Origin of the sequence: Vibrio sp. Y2-5 (assembly GCF_014596725.1) — a bacterium.
Classification (GTDB): Bacteria; Pseudomonadota; Gammaproteobacteria; order Enterobacterales; family Vibrionaceae; genus Vibrio.
Map to the genome: position 1 here is coordinate 116,489 of NZ_JACVEG010000010.1, position 23,148 is coordinate 139,636.

General features: G+C 43.8%; 22 protein-coding genes. 12 read left to right on the plus strand and 10 right to left on the minus strand.

Annotated elements, in window-relative coordinates; translation table 11 throughout:
- The first annotated feature begins 858 nt into the window (after positions 1–858).
- Entirely contained in the window at positions 859–1,356 is a 498-nt protein-coding gene (locus HUO09_RS19110; RefSeq protein ID WP_188235028.1) for a GNAT family N-acetyltransferase, read from the plus strand.
- Here the strand turns inward: HUO09_RS19110 and HUO09_RS19115 are convergent.
- Positions 1,328–1,630, minus strand: coding sequence for a DUF3301 domain-containing protein (locus HUO09_RS19115; RefSeq protein WP_188235029.1), 303 nt, complete (start codon positions 1,628–1,630; stop codon positions 1,328–1,330). The two genes, HUO09_RS19110 and HUO09_RS19115, sit on opposite strands and share 29 nt — an antisense overlap.
- A gap of 8 nt (positions 1,631–1,638) precedes the next feature.
- The gene (locus HUO09_RS19120) at positions 1,639–2,676 is read right to left on the minus strand and encodes a DUF3549 family protein (protein ID WP_188235030.1); all 1,038 of its coding nucleotides are present in this window, start codon (positions 2,674–2,676) and stop codon (positions 1,639–1,641) included.
- Between the two features lie 109 nt (positions 2,677–2,785).
- Between HUO09_RS19120 and HUO09_RS19125 the strand changes: the two genes are divergently transcribed.
- Both HUO09_RS19125 and truC read left to right on the plus strand, forming a co-directional pair.
- Positions 2,786–3,100: a YqcC family protein gene (locus HUO09_RS19125; RefSeq protein ID WP_167411961.1), complete on the plus strand. Its 315-nt coding sequence runs from the start codon at positions 2,786–2,788 to the stop codon at positions 3,098–3,100.
- A complete protein-coding gene (gene truC / locus HUO09_RS19130; protein ID WP_188235031.1) occupies positions 3,091–3,825 on the plus strand; it encodes a tRNA pseudouridine(65) synthase TruC in 735 nt (244 codons plus the stop codon). The genes HUO09_RS19125 and truC overlap by 10 nt, the downstream gene beginning before the upstream one ends.
- A 70-nt stretch (positions 3,826–3,895) precedes the next feature.
- On the opposite strand, the gene dxs is transcribed toward truC, so the two are convergent.
- The 3 genes from dxs to xseB form a co-directional block, all read right to left on the minus strand.
- Positions 3,896–5,761 carry a 1-deoxy-D-xylulose-5-phosphate synthase gene (dxs, locus tag HUO09_RS19135; protein WP_188235032.1) on the minus strand — a complete coding sequence of 622 codons (1,866 nt, stop codon included), beginning with the start codon at positions 5,759–5,761 and terminating at the stop codon, positions 3,896–3,898.
- Between the two features lie 20 nt (positions 5,762–5,781).
- Positions 5,782–6,666 carry a (2E,6E)-farnesyl diphosphate synthase gene (gene ispA / locus HUO09_RS19140; protein ID WP_167412971.1) on the minus strand — a complete coding sequence of 295 codons (885 nt, stop codon included), beginning with the start codon at positions 6,664–6,666 and terminating at the stop codon, positions 5,782–5,784.
- A 99-nt stretch (positions 6,667–6,765) separates the two neighbouring features.
- A complete protein-coding gene (gene xseB / locus HUO09_RS19145; RefSeq protein WP_042488944.1) occupies positions 6,766–7,008 on the minus strand; it encodes an exodeoxyribonuclease VII small subunit in 243 nt (80 codons plus the stop codon).
- A gap of 350 nt (positions 7,009–7,358) precedes the next feature.
- Between xseB and pomA the strand changes: the two genes are divergently transcribed.
- The 7 genes from pomA to rlmM all read left to right on the plus strand — a co-directional run bounded on the left by pomA (position 7,359) and on the right by rlmM (position 14,138).
- Positions 7,359–8,123: a flagellar motor protein PomA gene (pomA, locus tag HUO09_RS19150; protein ID WP_167412973.1), complete on the plus strand. Its 765-nt coding sequence runs from the start codon at positions 7,359–7,361 to the stop codon at positions 8,121–8,123.
- Between the two features lie 12 nt (positions 8,124–8,135).
- Positions 8,136–9,092 carry a flagellar motor protein MotB gene (locus tag HUO09_RS19155; protein ID WP_167412974.1) on the plus strand — a complete coding sequence of 319 codons (957 nt, stop codon included), beginning with the start codon at positions 8,136–8,138 and terminating at the stop codon, positions 9,090–9,092.
- A gap of 207 nt (positions 9,093–9,299) precedes the next feature.
- Positions 9,300–10,748, plus strand: coding sequence for a tRNA uracil 4-sulfurtransferase ThiI (thiI, locus tag HUO09_RS19160; protein WP_167412975.1), 1,449 nt, complete (start codon positions 9,300–9,302; stop codon positions 10,746–10,748).
- Between the two features lie 389 nt (positions 10,749–11,137).
- Positions 11,138–12,046: a transcriptional regulator GcvA gene (locus HUO09_RS19165; RefSeq protein ID WP_167412976.1), complete on the plus strand. Its 909-nt coding sequence runs from the start codon at positions 11,138–11,140 to the stop codon at positions 12,044–12,046.
- On the plus strand, positions 12,039–12,662 hold the full coding sequence (locus HUO09_RS19170) for an alpha/beta family hydrolase (RefSeq protein WP_188235033.1): 624 nt from the start codon (positions 12,039–12,041) through the stop codon (positions 12,660–12,662). The genes HUO09_RS19165 and HUO09_RS19170 overlap by 8 nt, the downstream gene beginning before the upstream one ends.
- Entirely contained in the window at positions 12,652–13,050 is a 399-nt protein-coding gene (locus HUO09_RS19175) for a DUF423 domain-containing protein (RefSeq protein WP_167412978.1), read from the plus strand. The genes HUO09_RS19170 and HUO09_RS19175 overlap by 11 nt, the downstream gene beginning before the upstream one ends.
- Positions 13,047–14,138, plus strand: a complete 1,092-nt coding sequence (gene rlmM, locus HUO09_RS19180; protein ID WP_167412979.1) for a 23S rRNA (cytidine(2498)-2'-O)-methyltransferase RlmM — start codon at positions 13,047–13,049, stop codon at positions 14,136–14,138. Before HUO09_RS19175 ends, rlmM begins: the two co-directional genes overlap by 4 nt.
- A 107-nt stretch (positions 14,139–14,245) precedes the next feature.
- On the opposite strand, the gene xni is transcribed toward rlmM, so the two are convergent.
- The 5 genes from xni to queF form a co-directional block, all read right to left on the minus strand.
- Positions 14,246–15,019 (minus strand): flap endonuclease Xni, encoded by a 774-nt coding sequence (xni, locus tag HUO09_RS19185; RefSeq protein ID WP_167412980.1) that lies wholly within the window; start codon positions 15,017–15,019, stop codon positions 14,246–14,248.
- Between the two features lie 87 nt (positions 15,020–15,106).
- A complete protein-coding gene (gene ppnN, locus HUO09_RS19190) occupies positions 15,107–16,465 on the minus strand; it encodes a nucleotide 5'-monophosphate nucleosidase PpnN (protein ID WP_167412981.1) in 1,359 nt (452 codons plus the stop codon).
- Between the two features lie 375 nt (positions 16,466–16,840).
- Positions 16,841–18,406, minus strand: a complete 1,566-nt coding sequence (locus HUO09_RS19195) for a GGDEF domain-containing protein (protein WP_188235034.1) — start codon at positions 18,404–18,406, stop codon at positions 16,841–16,843.
- 109 nt (positions 18,407–18,515) lie between these two features.
- Complete coding sequence (locus HUO09_RS19200) at positions 18,516–20,774, minus strand: tetratricopeptide repeat protein (RefSeq protein ID WP_188235043.1); 2,259 nt, start codon at positions 20,772–20,774, stop codon at positions 18,516–18,518.
- A 26-nt stretch (positions 20,775–20,800) separates the two neighbouring features.
- The gene (gene queF / locus HUO09_RS19205; RefSeq protein WP_188235035.1) at positions 20,801–21,646 is read right to left on the minus strand and encodes an NADPH-dependent 7-cyano-7-deazaguanine reductase QueF; all 846 of its coding nucleotides are present in this window, start codon (positions 21,644–21,646) and stop codon (positions 20,801–20,803) included.
- A gap of 109 nt (positions 21,647–21,755) precedes the next feature.
- Here queF and syd point away from each other — a divergent pair, with 109 nt between their 5' ends.
- The gene (gene syd, locus HUO09_RS19210) at positions 21,756–22,307 is read left to right on the plus strand and encodes a SecY-interacting protein (RefSeq protein WP_188235036.1); all 552 of its coding nucleotides are present in this window, start codon (positions 21,756–21,758) and stop codon (positions 22,305–22,307) included.
- Entirely contained in the window at positions 22,307–23,083 is a 777-nt protein-coding gene (locus HUO09_RS19215; protein ID WP_188235037.1) for a Zn-ribbon-containing protein, read from the plus strand. The genes syd and HUO09_RS19215 overlap by 1 nt, the downstream gene beginning before the upstream one ends.
- The last annotated feature ends 65 nt before the right edge of the window (positions 23,084–23,148 follow it).

The window sequence follows — 23,148 nt, forward strand, 5'->3', positions numbered from 1 at the left end:
GATTGATGGATTATTCCTGCTTAAAAGTCGTAGCGAGCTTCTCTTGGTTTTACTAAACGGTTTTTCTTGCACTGGAGAGGGCTAGTGAAAGTAATAATCTCTTGTGAGAGATCTCTTACAAGTAGTGTGAGATATCAGTGTTTTGTGAAGCAGAAAATGCCATTGGTTTGGTATAACTCATTGAATATTAACGTGGTAATTTAACTGTTTGCTTTGTGTGCAGAAATATTTGCTATCAGGTAATTGCACAAAAATTCCAAAGGCGTAGATTAAACCTTGTCGGAAGGGAACTGACACGGAATTGGATACACCACTGGACGGTGATTTCAGGACGAAAAAAGTGATTAATGGATAATCACTATATGGATACGGATACGAACGGATTCAACAGCTAACAGGAAGTTAGTTGGCAAGGAAAGCAAAAAGGATAAACCCTAGGAAAGGGTAGGACACCATCAGGATGATGGGAAGGACACCGCTCAAGGAACAAGTGATGAGCGCTAACAGGATAGTTAGCATAACGGATGAAAACGGACACCGCTAGGAAGGCGATGCAAGGATTAGACTGAAGGATTCGGTTTTTTAGGGATGATGCAGGAAGCACGCATTTGTAGCGGGATAGCTGCGCACAAGACTTAAACCCCAGCACTTAGGTGTTGGGGTTTTTCTTAATTTGCCGTTTTCCAATTCAAATTCTGTTATCTCTGTGACAATTTCTACCGACCGCATAGTGACCTTTTGATCGTTATCTATGTGAAAATCAGTAAAATAATAAAAATAATCAGTGGCTTAAATTTTTTTGTTTTTGTTAGTAATTGCAAAAACGCTATTCATTTTATGTTGTAACAAGGACTGTTTGTGACAATAGTGACACGACGAACACTGTTAATTCCCTATACAGAATCGTTCGAGTTGGACTTTTTGATGCTGAATTGCTGTGCGAAAAACAGGGCATATATGAACGGGCCCAAAACGGTTTCGGCATCAAGAGAGTTATTCAAGCGCGTACTCAATGATTCTTCCATTTATGCGATGGCGGTGTTGGATAACTATAATCGTGAGTTTATGGGACATGTGTTTATCGAACGGGATGATATTACAGCTGAGTTGGGCTTTATTTTCGATAAGCTGTATTGGAAGCAGGGTTTCGCGTCTGAAGCATTAAAAGCGTTTTTCCCCAAAGCATGTGAGCGATTAGGGCTGATGAGAGTTGTTGCGAACGCTGAAATTCAAAACTGCTCTGCGATTAAAATACTGCAAGCTTTAGAATTTCAAAACAAAGGCGAAAATGAAGAACATTTCGCCCCGAGTTATGACTTTGAATGGATTAGACCATCCGATGCGGTGGTAAGTTGAAGCGCATTGGGATGAAACCGCGCATTTCCAGCTTTCCTTGATAACAATCGTCGCCTAAAGCTGAAAATTCAAACAAGTAAACCGTATGCCAAAACCAGCGACCATCGCTGGTTTTCCATTTGTGGCCGCCGAATGAGACGCTGAGCAATTGGAGTTCAAGCTGGTCGCATTTTCTCAACACATGTGACTTTGCGATTTCAGACTGACGTCTTTGTTGCCAAAAAATAAAGCCGACAAAACACAACGCCAATATTGCCAATAAGTCTCCAATCATCTTCTTTCCTAAGACTTTGTATCTTGTTGAAGTTTAATCAGCGCTTGAGCGAGCTCCTCAGATGGTGTGCCATGCAGAAGCGGCAACAACACCATTCTTAGCTTTGGTAGCATGACTAAGTCGGCAAACAGCTGATTAAACAGAGTCTGGTTACCTGTTTGCGCCAGTCTTAGCAGGAACAGTTCTGCTCGGGTATTTAAGTTCAAAACGTCCCACGCTCTGCCAGCAATCGCAATCAGAACTTCAGGATGGCTTAAGCGTGGGCTTGCTAAGATAGCATCAACAATTTTGCTCAGTCGTTTTTCATCTGAACCTGAAAGTGCACGAGTTAATGCCGACAATAAGAACAGATCGGGCTCTTGGCTTGTTATTTCTGCCTGCGCAAATTCTTCAAGACGATCAGCCAGTTTCGCTGGCAATTTCGTATGCTCAAGAGCACCCAACAGTGCATAAAGAGGTTGCGTGGGTAAGTGGGAAATCGCCTTACGCACCATAGGTCCGTTTTGTTCTTGGCTTAAGCGTGCACAGACATCGGTAATACCTTGCAGACCGACCGTTTGCCAGTTGTTCCAACCAAGACCGCCAGAGAAATAGTGCTGTGCGTGCTCGTAATACTGGCTGCAAGGCATGTCTAGTTCAGAACGAATTTGGCTGTGGAAGACCGCCATTTTGTCTTCAGATGGTTTAAAGGTGTAGGGATTGTTTGCCAGTTTTTCCTGTTGCTCTTCGGTAAGCTCTTTGTTCAGACGAGTCCCCATAGCTTCAACCACGTACTTAATGAATTGCCCAACATCCGTTTGTTGCAACAATCCTCGTTCGTCTAAAGCAAATTTCAGAAACCAAATCCAAGGTTGTTTGGTTTCATTCCAGTACGCAATAGCAAGGTGAGCGGTACGCTTTACAGGATATGGATAAGCTTGATGTCCCTGTTCTACGTGCGAAAATTGGTCGTTATCGATCGGCTGAATACGTCGGCCAAGGTCGAAGATTTGATATTGGCAGCCACTGTTTTTTAGCAGCGTTGTCAGAGTTTGAATATTGTCCATGGGAGCAAAATGTTCCTACTTTTCTTTGGGGCAAGTAACCCTTCTTTCCCCAATAAATGGTACTCTATGGCCCTTTTTCAAGGTGTACGACCAATAAACTTGGTGAATCATGACAATTAACACAAAACTGGCGCAAGCTTTGGAGCAGTTAGAAGCTGAAATGCGCCAATGTGAAGTATGGCAGTCAACGCCTCCGAGCTTGGAAGCGATGCAAAGTGTTGAGCCATTTTCCATCGATACGCTCACCCCTCATGAATGGCTTCAATGGGTATTTATCCCAACAATGCAGAGGTTACTTGATGAAGAGCAAGCGATTCCAAGAGGGTTTGAGTTGTCACCTTATTTTGACGAAGTCTGGAAGCATCAAGAAGAGTTTCAGGCTGTTTTGTTGGTGGTAAATCATATCGATAGGGTATGTCAGTAATGTTGGAAATTATCTACCAAGATGAGTATTTGGTGGCGGTAAACAAACCTGCCGGAATGCTGGTGCATCGTTCATGGCTGGACAAGCATGAGACTCAGTTTGTGATGCAAACATTGCGAGACCAAATTGGTCAGCACGTTTTTCCTTTGCATCGTTTAGACCGACCAACGTCCGGTGTGTTGGTTTTTGCACTGTCGAGCGAAATTGCTTCCAATGTTATGCCTATGTTTGCCAACCATGAAATGGTAAAAACTTATCATGCAATCGTGCGTGGTTGGATTGAAGAGGGTGATGTGCTGGATTATCCGCTCAAAGAAGAGCTGGATAAAATTGCCGATAAGTTTGCCAAGCAAGATAAAGAAGCACAGTCCGCAGTGACCGAGTACCAACCACTCGCCAAAATGGAAGTGCCGTTTTCAACTGGTAAATTTCCAACCACTCGCTACTGTTTAGTTGAAATGAAACCTAAGACTGGGCGTAAGCATCAGTTACGTCGTCATATGGCGCATCTTCGTCATCCAATCGTTGGTGATACCACACATGGTGATGGCAAGCACAACCGCTTGTATCGTGAAGAGTACGATTGTCATCGCTTAATGTTGCACGCCAGCGAACTGCGTTTTGTGCATCCATACACCAAGCAAGAGTTGGTATTAAAGGCTTCTTTTGATGAAAGCTGGCAAAAATTGTTTGCTGAGTTTGAGTGGAACAATCCCCAGCCTTAAATACTGGTCTTATACAAAACAAAAAGCCTTCTCTGTGAGAAGGCTTTTTAGTAGCAACAACCTTATTGGATTACTTGTTCAAATAAGATTCTACGGCAGCTTTTATACCCGCAGCGTCTAAACCAAGTTCGGCATGCATCTCTTCCTGAGTTCCTTGAGCAATGAACTGATCAGGAAGACCAAGATTCAGCACTGGCTTGATGATTTTTTCTTTCATCATAAACTCAACAACGCCTGCACCTGCACCACCTGCAACCACGTTCTCTTCCAGTGTCACTATAATATCGTGGCTCGCTGAAAGTTCTTTGATTAGTGCTTCATCTAATGGTTTGACGAATCGCATGTCAGCCACGGTTGCATTCAAATCTTCAGCCGCTTCCAGTGCGTAAGGAAGGAGAGAACCGAAGCTTAAAATAGCCACTTTTTCGCCTTGACGCATCATGCGACCTTTACCGATTTCAAGCGCAGTAAACTCTTGCTCGATTTCAACACCCATACCGTTGCCACGTGGGTAACGAACAGCACTCGGGCCTTGATGTTGATGACCGGTATACAGCATTTGACGACATTCGTTTTCATCTGCCGGAGCCATGATCGTCATGTTCGGGATACAACGCATAAAGCTTAAATCGAACGCACCTTGGTGAGTTTGACCATCAGCACCGACAAGCCCTGCACGGTCGATAGCAAACATCACAGGGAGATTCATAATTGCGATGTCGTGAATCAACTGATCGTAACCACGTTGCAGGAAGGTTGAGTAAATCGCCACAATCGGGTTGTATTTAGCGATAGCCATACCTGTTGCTAACGTCACTGCATGTTGCTCAGCAATCGCCACGTCGAAGTATTGAGATGGGTACTCTTTCGAGAAACGAACCATGCCAGATCCTTCACGCATAGCAGGTGTGATTGCCATCAGTTTTGGATCTTGCGCTGCCATATCACACAGGAAATCACCGAAGATCTTCGAGTAGGTCGGTTTGGTACTTGAACTCTTTGGCAGGCTGTTATGGCTAGGATCAAACTTCGGCACGCCATGGTAACCAATCGGATCTTTTTCCGCTGGTTCATAGCCTTTACCTTTCTTGGTCATAATATGAAGGAACTGCGGGCCTTTAAGCTCACGCATGTTCTTCAGTGTTTTGACCAGTTCAATAACATCATGGCCGTCAACAGGACCAATATAGTTAAAGCCCAACTCTTCGAATAAAGTCCCAGGAACAACCATACCTTTCAGGTGTTCTTCGGTACGGCGAACCAACTCTTTGATTGGCGGGATGCCAGAGAGAACCTTCTTGCCGCCTTCACGAATCGAGGTATATAAACTGCCAGAAAGCACCTGAGCAAGATGGTTGTTCAGTGCGCCAACGTTCTCTGAAATCGACATTTCATTGTCGTTGAGAATAACCAGCATATCTGGGTGAACGTCACCAGCGTGGTTCATGGCTTCAAATGCCATACCGGCGGTAATCGCACCGTCACCAATCACGCTGACTACTTTACGATCTGCGCCTTCTTTGCCAGCACAAATAGCCATGCCCAAAGCGGCACTGATAGAAGTTGAGGAGTGACCGACAGACAAGGTGTCGTATTCACTCTCTTCGCGCCACGGGAAAGGATGAAGGCCATCTTTTTGGCGAATCGTAGGCATTTGCTCACGACGACCGGTCAGGATTTTATGCGGGTAAGCTTGATGACCCACATCCCAAATCAATTGATCAAATGGCGTGTTGTAGACGTAGTGAATCGCCACTGTCAGTTCAACAGTGCCTAAGCCAGAAGCTAGGTGTCCGCTTGATTGACTAACAGAGTTAAGCAGATACGTTCTAAGTTCTTCACAAAGCTTTGGCAGAATGTTTTTAGGCAGACTGCGTAATTCGTCTGGCGTATTCGCCAGAGCCAGTGTTGGATATTTTGAAATATCAAGAGTCATAATTATGCGCGCTTATAGTGTTAATTTTTGCGCTCGATGACGTATCGGGCGAACTCTTCAAGACATTCTGTATTGTAGGGAATAGCTTCAAGTGCTTGAAGTGCTTCCTGTAACAGAGTTTGGGCTTTATTTATCGCTCCGTCCAATCCTAATAGAGCTGGGTACGTACTTTTGTTGAGCTGTTGATCTGAACCTTGAGGTTTACCCAAAGTTTCGGTATCACCGATGACATCCAAAATGTCGTCTTGTACTTGAAATGCGAGGCCAACGGCATCGGCATATTTATCAAGCTGTGGCAGAACTTGTAAGCCCTTCTCACCTGCAGATAAAGCCCCTAAACGAATCGCACTGCGCATAAGTGCGCCAGTTTTATTGCGATGGATTGTTTCGAGCTCTTGCAACGGAATAAGACGATTCTCTGCGCCAAGATCGAGTGCTTGTCCTAAACACATACCTTGTGCGCCGGAAGCTTCAGCAAGTACCTGAACCATTTTAATACGATTGGATTCGCCTTCTTCGGACAGAGTACCTTCGGCCAGAATGGTAAATGCTAAGGTTTGCAGAGCGTCGCCGGTGAGAATTGCTGTCGCTTCATCGAACTTAATATGACACGTCGGCTTACCACGACGTAGCTCATCGTCATCCATTGCTGGTAAATCGTCATGGATCAGTGAATACGCGTGGATACACTCCACAGCCGAAGCTGGGGTATCCATAGCTTCAATAGAGCACCCTAACATTTGACCTGTAATATAGACCAAATAGGGGCGAGCACGTTTTCCACCCAGCAGTAAGCCATAACGCATTGCTTCGATTAGCGCTAAGTCTTGGTTTGGCAGACGGTTTAACCAGTGGTCTAGCTGCTCATTATTTCGTTGTTGATAAGAGGTTAGAGCCTCAATCATAGGACACTCTTAAAACGTTTCGTTCAGTCTCTAGGCGCATTATCAATGAGAGACAACAACGACTAAAGACGATAAATAATTAAGAACAATAAATATCAGTTATTCAGGTAATTCGTTAAATTCACTGAGTGGCGCATCATCTGTGTTACTTAGCAGAATGCTAACACGTTGTTCCGCTTCATCCAGTTTACTTTGACCTGAGCGAGCAAGAGCGATACCACGTTCGAATTTTTTCAGTGCATCGTCTAGTGTTAAATCACCATTTTCTAGCTGCTCGACCACTTGATCTAACTCTTCAATGGTCGCCTCGAAAGACATGTTTTCTGGTTTTTTACTCGCCATAATATTGTTGCCTTGGGAAAGATGCACGAAAGTTACCTTAGCCTGTGTTGATGGTCAAATTTAACCAACTAATTTTGTCAGAATTACGGAGGTTTTTAGTCGATATCGATAACGAATATGAAAATTCGTAATGGCGAGTGATTTGTAATTAATGAGCATTTTGTTCAATCTCTGAATACCGAAGGTGCATATTGGCACGCTTTAAGTATAAACTGGATGTTGGCGTAAATGAGGGGCGAGTAACCTTTCGTCAATTTTCTATTTAAGAATTTGATTCTCTTGTCGATAAGAGAATAACTGAGAGTCGTTCGGCTCTAACCAATGCGAACATATTGTCTGAGGAGTGCTTCGTGGATTTAGCAACGCTGATAGGTCTGATTGGTGGCTTAGCTTTCGTAGTTATGGCGATGGTTTTAGGTGGAAGCCTATCGATGTTCGTTGATGTTACCTCAATTCTTATTGTTGTTGGTGGTTCAACGTTCGTTGTTTTGATGAAGTTTACCATGGGACAATTCTTCGGAGCCGCTAAAATTGCTGGTAAGGCGTTTATGTTTAAAGCGGACGAGCCAGAAGATTTGATCGCGAAAATCGTAGAGATGGCTGACGCAGCACGTAAAGGTGGTTTCCTCGCTTTGGAAGAGATGGAAATCAGCAACAGCTTTATGCAAAAGGGCATTGATTTATTGGTTGATGGTCATGATGCGGATGTGGTTCGCGCAACACTACAAAAAGACATCGCCTTAACAGATGAGCGACACGAATTTGGTTCGGGAGTGTTCCGAGCATTTGGTGATGTAGCACCAGCAATGGGGATGATTGGTACGCTTGTTGGTCTGGTGGCGATGTTGTCGAACATGGATGACCCGAAAGCTATCGGCCCTGCAATGGCGGTGGCACTTTTAACTACGTTATACGGTGCCGTACTTGCGAACATGGTGTTCTTCCCAATTGCAGACAAATTATCACTTCGTCGTGAACAAGAAACATTAAATCGCCGTCTGATTATGGATGGTGTATTGGCAATTCAAGATGGTCAAAACCCACGTGTGATTGACAGCTACTTGAAGAACTACCTCAACGAGGGCAAACGAGCTCTTGATATTGATAGTGAATAACCGGAGCGAATGATGGATGACCAAAAGTGTAAATGTCCACCTCCGGGGCTTCCCGCATGGTTGGGGACATTTGCTGATCTAATGTCCTTGTTAATGTGCTTCTTCGTATTGCTGCTTTCGTTTTCGGAAATGGACGTACTGAAGTTCAAGCAGATTGCCGGTTCGATGAAATTTGCTTTTGGTGTGCAAAACCGTCTGGAAGTAAAGGACATACCTAAAGGTACTAGCATCATTGCACAGGAATTCCGTCCGGGGCGTCCTGAGCCTACGCCTATCGATGTGATTATGCAGCAAACCATAGACATCACGCAGCAGACGTTAGAGTTCCACGAAGGGGACGAAGACCGTGCTGGTGGTACTATGCGTGAAGCTGGTGATATGACAGGTGGTCAGTCCCCAGAAACATCGACCGAAGACAATCAAAATACCGAGTCAGAATCTCAACAACAGCAATCACAGGCAACCTCTGAATCAACAGAGACCTTAATGGAAACCATTAAGAACGCGTTGCAGCGTGAAATTGAGCAAGGTGCTATCGAAGTGGATAATCTTGGTCAACAAATTGTTATTCGTATTCGGGAGAAAGGTGCTTTCCCTGAAGGTTCTGCCTTTTTACAACCTAAGTTCCGCCCGCTGGTTCGTCAGATAGCGGATCTGGTCAAAGATGTTCCGGGTATTATTCGAGTTTCAGGTCATACTGATAACCAAAGAGTTGATTCTGAATTGTATCGTTCAAACTGGGATCTTTCTTCTCAACGTGCGGTTTCTGTCGCTCAAGAGATGGAATCAGTACGCGGCTTCTCGCATCAACGCTTACGTGTTCGTGGTATGGCCGATACCGAGCCTTTGGGACCCAATGATACTGCTGCTCAACGTTCCCGTAACCGACGTGTGGAAATCAGTATTATGCAGGGTGAACCGAAGTACAGTGATGAGATTCCATCAGCGCAAGCCGGTTCTATTCAATAGCTAAGCGGCGGAATTATGGTTAAAGGCAAGCTTCAGGCTTGCCTTTTTCTTTGGCGTGCTTTTATCGTTGCGCCATTATCGTGTATAATCTCGCCCCCTTAGTGATACCCACTCTGGCCGTCGATGAAATTAGCGTTATTGCTGAGTTCAGAGATGTAGCTAAGTACAAGCTACTATTACGTTAATACTTTAATTGCGAAGACACTTATGAAATTTATTGTTAAGCCCCATCCAGAAATCTTTGTTAAAAGTGAGTCGGTGCGTAAGCGCTTCACGAAAATTCTTGAGTCTAATATTCGCAATATCGTTAAGAGCCGTACGACAGGCGTTGCTGTATTCAACCGTCGTGATCACATTGAAGTGACCTCTGAAAGTGACCGATTCTTTAACGAAACGCTGGAAATTTTGACCAGAACACCGGGTATTCAACAAGTTCTGGAAGTTAAGCAGTCAGAGTTCAAAGATCTTCACGACATTTACGAGCAAGTGCTTGAAACGAGCCGTCATCTGATTGAAAACAAGACCTTCGTGGTTCGCGCTAAGCGTCGTGGTAAGCACGATTTCTCTTCAATCGAGCTTGAGCGTTACGTTGGTGGCGGTTTAAACCAAGCGGTTGAAAGCGCGAAGGTTAAACTTACCAATCCTGATGTGACGATTAACGTTGAAGTTAACGATGAGTTGCTTAACCAAATTATCAAACGTTACAAAGGGTTAGGTGGATTTCCTCTGGGAACTCAAGAAGATGTACTAAGCCTGATTTCGGGTGGGTTTGACTCAGGTGTTTCAAGCTACCTACACATTAAGCGTGGTTCAAAAGTTCATTACTGTTTCTTCAATTTGGGCGGCCCTGCTCACGAGATTGGTGTTAAGCAAGTAGCCCATTTCTTGTGGAACAAATATGGCTCCTCTGCCAAGGTACGTTTCATCTCTGTAGATTTTGAACCTGTGGTTGCGGAAATTCTTGAAAAGGTAGATGACGGCCAAATGGGCGTTATCCTCAAGCGTATGTTTATGCGTGCCGCTGGTAAGGTCGCAGAAAAATTCAATATTGAAGCTTTGGTTACAGGTGAAGCATTAGGTCAGGTATCAAGCCAGACACTGACTAACCTGCGCCATATCGATGGTGTGACGGATACTCTGATTCTTCGTCCTTTGATTAACTGGGATAAAGAAGACATCATCACGCTAGCTCGTGAAATCGGCACTGAAGACTTCGCGAAAACAATGCCTGAATACTGTGGCGTCATTTCGAAGAGCCCAACTGTGAAAGCGGTGAAAGCGAAACTTGAAGCGGAAGAAGCGAAATTTGATTTCTCTATTCTGGATAAAGTGGTGTACGACGCGCGCGTAATGGATATCCGTGACATTGAGAAAGAGAGCCAAGAGCAAGCACCTGAAGTTGAGCAAGTCGCAGCCGTTCAGGAACACGCTATAGTGCTTGATATTCGCAGTGCAGATGAACAAGAAGATAAGCCGCTAGAGATTGATGGTGTGGAAGTGAAGCACATTCCTTTCTTCAAACTAGCTACTCAGTTTGGCGATCTTGATCAGTCTAAGACTTACTTATTGTATTGTGAACGTGGCGTGATGAGCCGTTTACAAGCACTGTACTTGCAAGAGCAAGGCTTCAAGAACGTGAAAGTTTATCGCCCATAAGCGTGAACTGAAGATTCCAAATAGATAAGACGCAACTTGTTGATTCAGGTTGCGTTTTTTTATGTCAGATATTCAGGCATAAAAAAACACCGCCAATAGGCGGTGCTAAAAATTTGACAGACAGGTCAAAAATAAATACAGGAAGTATATGTTTTGTAGCAGGGGATAACTGCACAAAACAGGTGGTAGAATTCTACCTAACTCGAAAATCGAGTATGCAAACACAACATCGTAATAATAAAGCCAATTGATTCAGGAGAATCAAGCCGTTCAGGCTCATATTACGGGATGAAATATAGATTTTCTCTGGCTGGTTAGCAACGGACAATTTATAATGTTTCAGATAAAAAAAACTAATGATTATTTGGAACAATACATAGGATTGAACCATGTCCCGACGATTACCTCCATTGAACTCCCTGAAAGTGTTCGAAGCCGCCGCTCGTCATTTGAGTTTTACGCGCGCAGCAGAAGAGCTTTTTGTGACTCAAGCCGCTGTGAGTCATCAAATTAAAGCTCTTGAAGAGTTTCTCGGCTTAAAGCTTTTTCGTCGTCGTAATCGCTCTTTGTTGCTGACCGAAGAAGGGCAAGCGTATTTTCTGGACATCAAAGATATCTTTGGTTCATTGGCTGAAGCGACAGATAAGTTATTGGAACGTAGTGAAAAAGGTGCGTTGACCATCAGTCTTCCTCCAAGCTTTGCGATTCAGTGGTTAGTGCCTCGGCTTGCTGATTTTAATCAGCAGCAACCGGATATTGATGTACGCATTAAAGCGGTCGATATGGAAGAAGGCTCGCTGACCGATGATGTGGACGTCGCTATCTACTATGGCCGAGGTCATTGGCCCGGTTTACGTGCAGACAAACTTTACCAAGAGTTTTTGATTCCTCTTTGTTCGCCTTCTTTGTTGTTGGGTCAAAAGCCATTGCGCTCATTAAACGATCTTCCTCTACACACTTTGTTACACGATACTTCGCGTCGAGACTGGAAACAGTTCGCTAAAGAGAACCACATCGACGGTGTTAACGTGAATCATGGGCCGATTTTTAGCCATTCAACCATGGTGCTGCAAGCGGCGGTTCACGGGCAAGGCATTGCTTTGGGTAATAACGTATTGGCACAACCAGAACTCGATGCTGGCCGCCTTGTGGCTCCGTTTGATGAAGTGTTAATGACAAAGAACGCCTTCTATGTGGTTTGTCATGAGAAGCAAGCGGATATGGGACGTATCGCGACATTCCGCGACTGGATGCTGAAGAAAGCACGTAGCGAACAAGAGGTCATATTAGATGAATAGCGTAAGAATAGAGGGGGAGGAGAACTCCCCTCTGTTTATTTTTGCCCATGGTGCTGGTGCAGATATGGACCACGAGTTCATGTCGCAAGTGACAAAAGGGCTCGTTGATAAGGGAATTCGTGTTGTACGTTTTAACTTCCCTTATATGGTAAAACGAGCTGAAGACGGTAAACGTCGACCGCCAGATAGAGCGCCCAAGCTTCTGGAAGCATTCGAGCAGATCATTGAAGAGCATTCGTCTCAACCGATAGTCATCGGCGGTAAATCTATGGGCGGCAGAATGGCTTCGATGCTAAGCGAGAATCCTATGGTCAAAGGCATTGCTTGTTTGGGCTTTCCTTTTCATCCTCCGGGTAAAATTGATAAATACAAGGGCGAGCATCTGGCTTCATTAGAGAAACCTTGTCTGATTTTGCAAGGGGAGCGAGATACCTTTGGTAATCGAGAAGAGTGTTTAAGCTTCAAGTTTAGCAACCAAGTAAAGATTGAATTCATCCCCGATGGTGACCACAGTTTCAAACCTCGAAAGTCATCTGGTCATACTGAAACTGGCAATATTGCTCTTGCCGTAGAACATTTAACTCAATTTATTTTGGATCTGAACAATGAAAAGTAAGTATTTGCTCACCTTTGGTGGCTTGTTTTCTGGTATTGCGGTTGCTCTGGGGGCTTTTGCGGCCCACGGTCTAAAAGCCTATGTCACGCCTTATCAGTTAGATGTGTTCCAAACAGGGGTTCAGTATCAGTTTATTCATGCGGCAGCCTTGATTGTTTGTGGCATTTTACTGGTTTTGTGTCGCAGTGAAAAAGCACAAAAATATTTTAGCCGTGCGGCGATTTGCTTTATCATCGGCATCTTTTGTTTTAGTGGCAGCTTATATGCGCTAGCACTGACAGGTATAAAGTGGTTCGGGCCAATTACTCCAATGGGGGGGCTACTCTTTATGATTGGTTGGGTGATGTTTGTTCTGGCTGCCATAAATTTTGATGAGGTGAAACAGTGAAACAAGTGATGCTCTATTGTCGTGCGGGCTTTGAAAAAGAGTGCGCAGGCGAGATCCAAGATAAAGCAACCCAACTTGAGGTTTTTGGTTTCCCTCGTGTCGTTAATAATTCAGGCTACGTGTTGTTTGAGTGCTACCAAGACGGCGATGCAGATAAACTGATCAAGAACATTGATTTTCAGGCGCTGATTTTCTCTCGCCAGATGTTTGCTGTGGCTGCTGAGTTTACGGCTTTGCCGGCAGAAGACCGTATCTCGCCAATTTTATCTGAACTTAGTGACATCGAAGCATTTCCACTGTGTGGCGATGTTCGCGTCGAAACGCCAGATACCAATGAAGCGAAAGAACTGCTTAAATTCTGCCGTAAGTTCACAGTGCCACTACGCCAAGCACTACGTGGTAAAGGTGTTCTCACGGCAAAAGACAATGCTAAAAAACCTGTTTTGCACGTATGTTTTGTTAAATCTGGTCACTGTTTTGTCGGTTACTCATACACTCAGAACAACTCTAAGTTCTTTATGGGTATTCCGCGTTTGAAATTCCCAGCGGATGCGCCGAGTCGATCAACACTTAAGCTTGAAGAAGCGTTTCATGTATTTATTCCTCGTGAAGAGTGGGATGACCGTTTAGCTTCTGGCATGTGGGCGGTTGATTTAGGCGCTTGTCCAGGTGGCTGGACATATCAATTAGTGAAGCGCTCTATGTTCGTTCATGCTATCGATAACGGCATGATGGCAGATAGTTTGATGGAAACTGGTCAGGTTAAACATCATATGGTTGATGGTTTCAAATTTGAGCCGCCACGTAAAAACGTGACTTGGCTGGTTTGCGACATGATCGAAAAGCCTTCTCGTGTTGCTCAGTTGATGGGGGAGTGGATCATTAGCGGTTGGGCGAAAGAAGCGATCTTTAACCTTAAACTGCCAATGAAAGGCCGTTACGATGAAGTGCTGCAAGATATTGAGAACTTAAAGATTTTCTTAAAAGATCATAACGTCAAGTTTAAGCTTCAGGCGAAACATCTATATCATGATCGTGAAGAAATTACGGTGCATGTGCAGACGTTAAAAACGATCTCTCCACACTAAAGAAATTGGTTTAGTGCCGTCATTCCAGATATTTCATTCCGAAATTCTGTATTGACGAGTATCGAGTTTGTTATCACTCAAAAACGCGCTTTAAGCGCGTTTTGTGTTTATTGCTCTTTATTAAAACGAATATCTTGAAGATTAAAGCCAAGCTCAATGTCGGTTTTTAGCGTGGATATCTGTTTGCAGATACGTGCCATTTCAATATGTTCGTCGAGCTTTTTGCGATATTTTGCGGCGAGTTCCGAACTCGCAAAGGCTTCTTCAATGCTAGAAAACTGAGTCAGGATCTCTTTGGCGGCTTTTGGGCCTATTCCAGCAACACCGGGTACTTGGCTTGAGCTAATGCCAGTTAATCCCCAGTAATCCGCAAGTTGTGAAGGCTTAACTCCAAATTCCTTTTCAATAAAAGGCGCATCCAGCCAACGATGCTGGAAATAATCTCTGATTTGCAAGGTAGGAGAGAGCAATTGGCAATAGCCTTTATCGGTGGAAATGATGGTGACTTTCTCATTATGGCTGGCCACCTTGCACGCCAGTGTTGCGACCAAATCATCGGCTTCATCACCTTCTGAAAGCAGTGAGTCGATTCCTAATTCCCACCAAGCTTGCTGAATACGATCTAATCCTTGCTGTAAAGGTTCCGGCATCGGTTTACGGCCTTCTTTATAAGTTGGCAATAGCTCTGCTCGCCATCCTCGGTCCTGCAGATGGTGATCAAAAACAGCAATTATATGCGTAGGCTCTGATTCGCTGATTATACGTGCGAGAGTTCGAGTGGTTGTGTTTATGGTTCGCTCTATATCATTAGGGTCTGGCTGCGCAGAGTGAACGCGGCGAATGAGGTTAAGAGCATCAATAATGACAAGATGAATAGACATAAAACACAAAAAATAAGGAGCGATTGCCCCTTATTCTAATGAAATTCAATGAGATTACTACCGTAGGTAGTTTTTGGTTCTCACTGGTTAACTTTCTATCCGATAACAAGGGACATAAGCACTTCCTCCCGGAAGCTTCATACGATCTTGTTCAACGAAGTCTTTTAGTAGCTTATCCATCTTCTTCATTAACTTAGGATCGCCATGGAGAGTGAAAGGACCATGACGTTCGATTTCTCGAATACCTTCCGCCTTCACGTTACCCGCAACGATACCGGAGAACGCTTGACGTAAATTCGCAGCCAAAACCTCAGGTCGTTGGTTAAGATGTAAATCTAAGTTAGCCATGTTTTCATGATTCGGTTCAAATGGAAGCTGAAACTCAGGTTCAATTTTCAATGACCAGTTAAAGCTATAGGCATCTTCGTTGTCTTTACGTTGCTGACGAATTTTCGGCATGGCATTTTTCATGATACGAGCGGCTTCCGCTGGGTCATCAATCACTATGGTGTAGTGTTTCTGGGCTTCTGGGCCTAACGTTTCACCAATAAATTCATCAATAGAACGGAAATACTCTTCGCTCTCTTTCGGCCCGGTTAATACGATGGGCATCGGCTGAGTTGCGTTGTCCGGATGCATCATGATACCCAGTAAGTAAAGCAGTTCTTCAGCTGTTCCAGGTCCACCGGGGAAGATGATGATGCCGTGCGCCATTCGAACAAACGCTTCCAAGCGTTTTTCAATATCTGGCATGATGATCAGTTCCGTGACGATTGGGTTTGGCGGCTCTGCTGCGATGATTGAAGGCTCGGTTAAGCCGATATAGCGCTTATCTGCGTAGCGTTGCTTAGCGTGACCAATCGCCGCGCCTTTCATTGGTCCTTCCATTGCGCCTGGACCACATCCGGTACAGATATTCAGCTCACGTAAGCCGAGCTCATTACCGACTTCACGGGTGTATTGGTATTCAATCGGATTGATTGAGTGACCGCCCCAGCACACCACCAAATTTGGCGTAATACCTGGAATTAAGGCTCCTGAGTTGCGCAAAATACCAAACACTAAGTTAGTGATATGTGTTGAGTTGGTGAGATTAAGTTTTTGCCCTTCTGCTATGTGCATATTGACGTAAACAATATCGCGCAGCACTGAAAACAGATGTTCTTGTATCCCTTTGATGATGTGTCCATCAACAAACGCGTGTTCTGGAGGATTGGTGAGTTCCAGTTTTACACCACGTTCACGACGCATCACTGTGATATCAAAATTTCTGTATTTGTCTAACAGTTCTTTTGAGTTATCGGTATGGCTTCCAGAGTTCAGTACCGCTAGGCTACAGTTGCGGTACAGCTGGTAAAGATCACTGGATGCAGTTTTTTTTAATCGTTCTACTTCCAGTTGTGAGAGTAAATCCATACTCCCAGCCGGGCTGACTTGAGTGATCATGAGAGCCTCCTTAATTTAGAGGGAAAGAAGGTCATATTGACCTTAATTAAACGCTAGTGGAGATAGCACATCATATACCAATCAAGACGAATAGGTGTTCAGAAAGTTGCACAGGAAATTCGAGAGCCTCTTTAACCGCTGTTATTTTTATGCTTAGAAAAGAGGTGTAGACGCGAATAAAGACAGCAAATCCGGTTCTTGAGCAGTACATCAGTATCAATATGCTAACTTATTGATATTTCAAGTTTCAATCTAGTGTGGTTTGTGTAGGAAGGAGAACACGATACTCTATAAACTGTGATGTGTATCGTGTAATTCTAGTGTGTTTGCTTGAAAATTGTGCAATTTACTTTTGTTTACTTGGCTTGTTTGGACTTATTTCCAAGTAATCTGGTTTGGACCAAATTTTTTCCCGTTATTCAGCGCAATGTGTAAGCGTTCAAGAACAATTTCTGGCGAATCGGAGTCTTTGAATAAGGTACTTGCCGCGCTTAGTGTGATAGTGATGTTTTTATCACGGAACTTAAACGGTAAATGGGAAATGCTACGCTGTATTTTTTGCACAATTTGGTAGCACTCTGAGTCAGAACGCTCTGGCAGCAACAGTACGAACTCTTCACCAGAAAAGCGCGCTACAGTATCAGTATCTTCAATGTTGTTCTTGATAGTACGAGCGATAATTTTCAGTGCTTTATCACCTGCGGTATAACCAAAACTGTCATTGATGACTTTGAATTTGTCGATGTCGAGCATAACCACTCGAAGGTTGTGTTGTGCGCGAATCCAACGGCGGTATTCAAGCTCTAGACGATCATTAAAGGCAGTGCGGTTGTACACTTTGGTGAGCGGATCCTGCAACATGCGCTGAGCTTGATCTTCTAAGCGACGACGATAATCTTGCGTCACTTCGTAAAGGGTTTCCATTTGGTTTTTGGTGTAATCCATACGCTCAATGAGCGCTTGTTCACGAGCTTCTGCCAGTGTCAGTCGTTCAGAGAGTGAGGCTAATTCGCTCATTAATGGATTTAAAGTGTTTTTAAGAGCGTTGATTTCAGTACCATCTCGTACCGCAGTTTGACTTCTTGAGACCAGAGAACTCAGTTCTCTATGCATATCTTTGCGGTGTTCAAAATAGTTGTGGCTCTGTTCAACGTTCAGGGAAGAACTTTTTAGGCTGGTGGACAAAGAAGCGTTCACCTGCTCAAGAAACTTTTCAGATGTCTTTCTTTCGTAGTTGGTGCCGGCAACAACCAGCTTCAGCACTTCTAGAGTCAGTTCGAGTAAAACTTGTGTACTAACTCCGATCAGCAGCTTAGCCCGAATGTCACTCAGTAAGTCTCCGGATTCACCTTCAAAATCAAGCTCAGTGATAAGCTGTTGTAACTCTTCGTTTAACTTAAGAAGTATTTCTTTATCAGCACTTTGAGTCAGCTCTTCAACCACGGCATTGGGATTTGACGTGATGATTTTGATTGAGCGTTCATAGATGGTGAGAAGGTGTAAAGCTTGCTCAACTTTAGACAGATTCTGCCCAGTTGAAAAACTGAGAATATCACGAAGATCGCGTTTGATTTTAGATGGTAAACCAGGGATGCGTAGTAATACTTCACCGCTATGCTTTACCTGTTCATCTAAATGTTGGTTCTGCTTTTCGGTGTCTAACGTTTGCTTCTTCAACATGCGCTCCAATACGGCCAAGCGAGGAATTAAAATGCTGACATCTTGCTGCTGCTCAATCGCTTCTCGTAATTCGACCAAATTTTGGTTGAGACGACTATCCTCGCCCTTACAGGCAAGACTAAGTGATGCGACGATTCGTTTAAGGACTTTTTGCTCTAGTTTATATTTGAGCGAGTTATCCCTATGTGTTAAACGCGTCTGTTCCAACTGCATTTTGAGTTGGTGTAACTGAATCTGGATATCTTGCTCTAATGCGCCCATTTATAAAAATGCTAAATATTTAGGGAGATTTAAATCCTACTTATTAATCTGTCGATAATAGCAAATTTATTTGATACGTCATCGTATCTCTTTGTTAATCGGCTGGGAACTAACCATCTTTTAATATTTTTTTGATATTCTCCTCATTATTGTGAGATGAGTGCACTTTTATCAAACCTTGATTGATGGCGTGTTTGCAGGATTTTCGCATATTGTTCGATGCAAAACTGGCCGCAGGGGCATTATCAATCGCTTTCAAATAGACCCAATGAGAGCAGTTTTCCTTCATGCTGAGTTCGCGCGCAGCACTGGTTGCCATCAACAGAATATCCAACAATTCTTTGTCATTAATTGCCGTATAGGCTCTTGGTAAAAATGGGTAATCAGCTATTCCCATTCGAATGATTCGGTTAATTTTGCGCTCAGGCTGAAACTCTCGAATCCACTGTTGAATCTTCTCAAACATCTCTTCTGGAGGACTATCTCTATCGATGCTCGGCTCGATAAAGAGTAAGTTTGAATCAGAAAAATGATAGAGCCTTGTTGGTTCATCAATTTTAGATTTTATGTATTCACCAAACGCTCTTTCTAGTTCTAAGCCAGCGGTATAACCATGTTGAAGATACATATTGCGCAGGAATGGCACATCAATCATGGCGAAGCGAAGACGGTCATTCAGCGGTTCATGGATTAGCTCACCGACATGCCAAAGCTCAAAATTTTGACTGCTTCTTTGCAGGGATTTCGGAAGTTTTGCATTCAACATACGTAAGTTACGCAGACGTGAGCGAGAGTGAGTAAATAAGTTAGTATTGAGTTCTTCAATCTCTTCGTTTTGAGTCTGGATAACGTAACTACGACGTAAAACTAATAAAAATAATGCTCCCGCCACAATAAACAGGCTAAAGGTCAATTTTTGTAACTTTGAATATTGGCGTTTAGTCTCTTTGAGTTCTTTTTCTTGACCCACTAAGTGCAGAGTTTGCTCGACGAACTCTTTTTGCTGACGGAAAGCATCTTCGCTGATTTGATTGAGTTTCTCCTGATGAAGACTTTCCAACACATAACTGTGCTTCATTGCTTCCAACGCGAGAGAATGTTGACCAATTTGCTCATAGCCTTGAGAGAGCAGGCGATAGGCTTGTTGTTCAATATCTTGACTGCCAATGGACTTGCTGATGGTTAATGCTTTCTGTGCATTAAGGATAACCTGCTCACTGCGATGTTGATGAAAGGCTAGCCCTGCATTCAGCAGCGCGGCTTTTCCTTTTAGGCGAGGGATATCCGCATACTGAAGAAGGTCTTCAGCACGTTGTAAATACTGTTCTGCGAGCGGGTAGTTATAAAGATGAATGTAAGTCGCAGCCAGACTTAATCGAGTCTCGATAACACTTTCGATATTGTTGTTGTTACTTTCATGGTCAATAACGTTGAAATAACTCACCAAGGCAAGGTTGTACTTTCCTAAATCGAAGTAAACATCCCCCATGCGTTTTAACACAATGGCAAGCTTAGGTGATTTCTCATAGTTATCATAAAAATCTGCCGCTTCCGACAAATGAACAAGCGCTTTGTCGAGTACGCGGCGCTCAAAGAATAACTGAGCAAGCAAAGTGTTGGCTCTTGCAAGTCTGGCGCTGGAATTGGACTCAATAGCGCTCCAGTAAGCAATTAGCAGCTCAGATAGAGCTAGGTTGTAACGCCCATGGTTTAAATAGTGACTGCCAACAATGATGTGATAGTCGATCTTTGTATCTTCAGACTGGATAAACTCCAGGTCTTGCTTCAGTTCGATAAACAGCTTCTCTGCCAGTTCAACATCATCAGCTTTAGATGCAATTTCAGCTCGCAACAACTTAATTTTGTAGCCTATTCCTCGTGCAGGAAACTCTTTGCTTCTGATGGATTCGTACTGTTGAGTAATGCCACGTAGCTTTTCACGCGCAGCATTTACATCGTTGCTGTCCAGCCAACGCAAGCGAACTTGCAATAACTGAATTTCCAACTGTAAATAGGGAAGGTTGAATTCCTGCGTGGTTTTAAAAGCGTCATCTAATAGGCGGAATGCGGCAATTGGATAGCCGAGATTGAACTCGGCTTGCGCGAGGATCTTCATCGCGTCGACTGTGCTCGCAGGCGTACGCAGACGACTATCCGTTTCGTCCCTTGCAACGGTGGATGGGTTTTGCTCGGATTTCTCCGCCATCTTCCTTACGGTTAAGTACTCACTTGTGAGTTCTTTAGCTTGTTGTGGCGATATTTCTATCAGGCTTTCAGCTTCATTTAGCGTCGGTGAAGAATACGGTGCCGCTTGTGAAAATAGTGAAATAAAGAAAAGAGCTAGAGAAAACCAACACTTCCAGCGAATACATCCCATCCTGAATTGTGTCCTTTTTATTGGCGAGCCATACGTTTGTTGTCTTGTGGAGCGGCTTGTTCTGTTGAACGGAACGGGTTGATATCCAGCCCACCACGTCGAGTATAACGTGCAAATACAGTCAGTTGCTCTGGTTTACAGAAGCGAGTGATGTCAGTAAATATACGCTCAACACATTGCTCATGGAACTCATTGTGTTCACGGAAAGAGACTATATAACGTAAAAGCGCTTCACGGTTAATTTTTGGACCACGATACTCAATTTCAACGTTGCCCCAGTCAGGCTGATTGGTGATCAGACAGTTTGATTTCAAAAGGTGGCTATGAAGAGTTTCGCTAACAAACGTTTCTTCCACAGAACCTTCTAGCAGTGATTGGTCGAAATCATAACTATCAATTTCGATGTCTTGATCGTCAATACAATCGCCTTTCATTGTGACAATAGGCTCTGCCGTGTAATCACTTAAAGGCTTGACCTTAACCTCAACGGTTTCACCAGCACAAGCAGAGAGATCCGTAATCAAATGTTGTTCAACCTGTTGCCAGTTTTCAAATTTAGTTTGATTAAAGCTGTTCAGATAAAGTTTGAACGACTTCGACTCAATTAAATTTGCACTGGTAGCGGGAATCGCAACTTCACCAATAGCCACTTGTGGCAGACCTTTGGTGTTCAACCAAGACAACTCATAAAGCGTCCATATATCACAGCCTTTAAACGGCAGTTCACTACCTAAATTCAGGTCATCACGGTTTAATCTACGTGGAACAGGTTGCAGTAGTGTTGGGTCATACTGATGTGAGTAATCGGTTTTTTTACCTAAAGTCAGACCTGCTAACTCTTTGGCATCGGAATATTTGCTCATACTTAATGCTTAATTCGATTAGAATAGGCAGAATTTTACGCAATACCGCAGCCTGTGTCATCAAAGGGCTGCTAGTTAGCTTAATCGAATTTGAACAGTGGAGATTTTCATGGCGCATTCTGTTGCAGAAGCCTTACATACTTTTAGTCAACGCTATCTAGATGCTTATCAGGCCGCACACCAACACTTACCTGAAAATGAAGAGTTAGTGGACTGGGCTTCACCATGCGTTGAGCAAAAGTTTGAGCATAGTGTGTATTGGCAACCTGTGGTCAGAGATGAAGCCGCTGATCTTACTAATGTCGAGAACGGTATTGAGATTGCTTTGCATGAAGATATTCATGCTTTTTACGGTATTCAATACAGTGCGGATATGGCTGCGAGTTGGAAGGGTAATGCGCTTAATTTATTGCAAGTTTGGAGTGATGAGGATTATGAGCGTTTGCAAGAAAACATTCTTGGTCATTTGGTCATGCAGCGTCGTTTGAAACAGAAACCAACGGTATTTATTGCAACCACTGACGATGAAATGGAAGTGGTATCGATTTGTAATCTGACTGGCAACGTTATTCTCGAAAAATTAGGCACAGATAACCGCCAAGTGCTCAGTGACGATGTTGCTAGCTTTCTGCTGCAACTTGAGCCAGAGGTAAACGCATAATGTACGTTGTTGAGCTTGAGTTTGAATGTTTTGATAACACTACTATTACCGCGGTAGATAAAGCGATCAATGGATTAATGGACGCGCTGCGTTACAACGGTCAGGTGTTAGGACGTGAGTTTCCCATCGTGATGGGCGACGGCGAATTTTGTGTTAGAGCAGTTTGTCCGGAAAAAGACAGCCTCCATCCAAAGAACCATTCTGATTTTGTTAAAGTGTGTTTTAACCGACTTGCGGATGCGTGTTTACTGGCTCCTAAGTTTCGCTTGCTTGGTCGAGATATCAATTCAGAGCAAGCGGCGGAAGAAGAAACGCCAAGCTGGCAAGTTCTCTATACCACTTATGTTCACACCTGTTCACCGCTGCGCAGCGGTGAAACCTTGTTGCCGATTCCTCTTTATCGCAATGAAGCGACGTTTAATGGCGATCATAAGGCTGTTGTTAAATGGCAGACAGAGTGGCAGGCGTGTGACGAGTTACAGATGGCTGGTGGTTGCAAAGCGGAACATGCTGCGTTGAAAGAGATTTGCGATGTAGACAGTGACTTATTCCGTCGAGGTTGGGACTTAAGTAAACGTATTGAATACATTACTAAAATACCGACTTACTACTACCAATATCGTGTTGGTGGTAAAAGCTTGGCGGATGAAAAAGCCCGCTCTTGCCCTAAGTGTGGTGGGGAATGGCTATTGGATGAACCTCTGCATGATATCTTTTATTTCAAATGTGATAGTTGCCGAATCGTATCCAATATTTCGTGGGATCATCTGAAGTAGTCGATATCAAAATATCGGGTTTAAAAAGCAAAAGGGCTCCAATCGGAGCCCTTAGTATTTTCGAT